Annotated in this window: 1 protein-coding gene; it reads left to right on the top strand. The window is 47.1% G+C overall.

Annotation, left to right across the window (positions count from 1 at the left end; all coding sequences use genetic code 11):
• Window positions 1–340 (top strand): hypothetical protein (locus IEY67_RS25525; RefSeq protein WP_229801205.1); only part of this gene is annotated, 340 nt, incomplete at its 5' end.
• Window positions 341–1,407: the final 1,067 nt, after the last annotated feature.

Here is a 1,407-nt window from a genome sequence, read left to right as displayed (position 1 = left end):
GCATGTCTTGCCTTGGCATGTCGTGCCTTGGCATGCCTTGGCTTGGCATTTCGTGCCTTGGCATGCCTTGGCTTGGCATGCCTTGCCTTGGCATTTCGTGCCTTGGCATGCCTTGCCTTGGCATGGCCTTGGCATTGCTCCCCAGTCAAGGCATTTCGAGAGTGAGGCTATTGGCAGCTTGACATGCCATTGCTGCCCAGCCCTTGGCATTGCTGCCCACAGCATGCCCACATATGCCCACAGCATGCCCACAAATGTCGACAGAATTTTTCAAACCTTGTCAAACCCCTTTTTTATTGAAATTTCCTCGCACAATAAGCTCCCCATAAGTAGTCTATGATTTTTAGGACCTTCTCCAACTTACAAAACTAAAAAATTCCTCCCCGATTTTTTTTAATGATTTTTTCAATTTTACGACTTCTAAAAATAATAAAAAATACTTCCCGACCTCAAAAATTTATGAAACTTTTTCCCATCATAGATTGCATTTTTGTTAGTGTCTCTGCAAAAAATCACGTCAAAATACCTTGTATTGAATTATTTAGAGCCCATTATGACTCCTCGCGCATAGTTGATGTCTCCTCCTGTCAAAGGGCAAAATGCATAAAATGCTATATAGGGGGGTGTGTGTTGCCTGCATATGCATGGCAGCCCATGCCTTCCTAGCTGCAGCCCCCTTCCCCCACGCCACACCCATGTCATGTTGCCTCGATATGTTGCCTCGGTATTATGGGTTTGGTGTCGGGGTGGTGGGCTGCCACCCATGGCGGTGGCGGCCGGAATCCGGCCGCCACCACGCCGCCGCCATGGGTGAGGTGGGAAAAAAAAAAAAAGGCGTGGAAAGTTGCGAAATGGGGTTGTCTAGGCTTTTTTTTGCATGGGAGAGCACGGAGTTGCTAGGAACTCCTTCTCAAATGCACCGGCATGTCGACAACAACCTCATTTCGCAACTAACAACCACCCGTGTGGGGTGGCGGTGGGTGGATAGTCGCGGATTGGGGTTGCCAAGCCAATTTTTTCAAAAGAATTTCATCAAAATTAAAAACAAATGTTTTGTTGCCTTCGGAGTAGTGGGCGAGCGGCGAGTCGGAGCGGACCCGGTAAAGTTTAACCTCGGTGTGCACGGTTGTTTTTAGAAACTCAATCCAATACCGGGGACGTTGAAAGTGATGCTCCTACGAGTTGCAAACCCACAAGATTTAAAGAACCTTTTCAAAACAATTTCAAACCAAAACGATTTCAAATCAGAAATTTTCATCAAAATTAAAAACAAATGTTTTGTTGCCTTCGGAGTAGTGGGCGAGCGGCGAGTCGGAGCGGACCCGGTAAAGTTTAACCTCGGTGTGCACGGTTGTTTTTAGAAACTCAACCCAATACCGGGGACGTTGAAAGTGATGCTCCTATGAG

This window comes from Parabacteroides faecis (assembly GCF_014647375.1).
GTDB lineage: Bacteria > Bacteroidota > Bacteroidia > Bacteroidales > Tannerellaceae > Parabacteroides > Parabacteroides faecis.
Note: the sequence above shows the minus strand (reverse complement) of the source record. Positions and strands in the feature narration are given on the sequence as shown.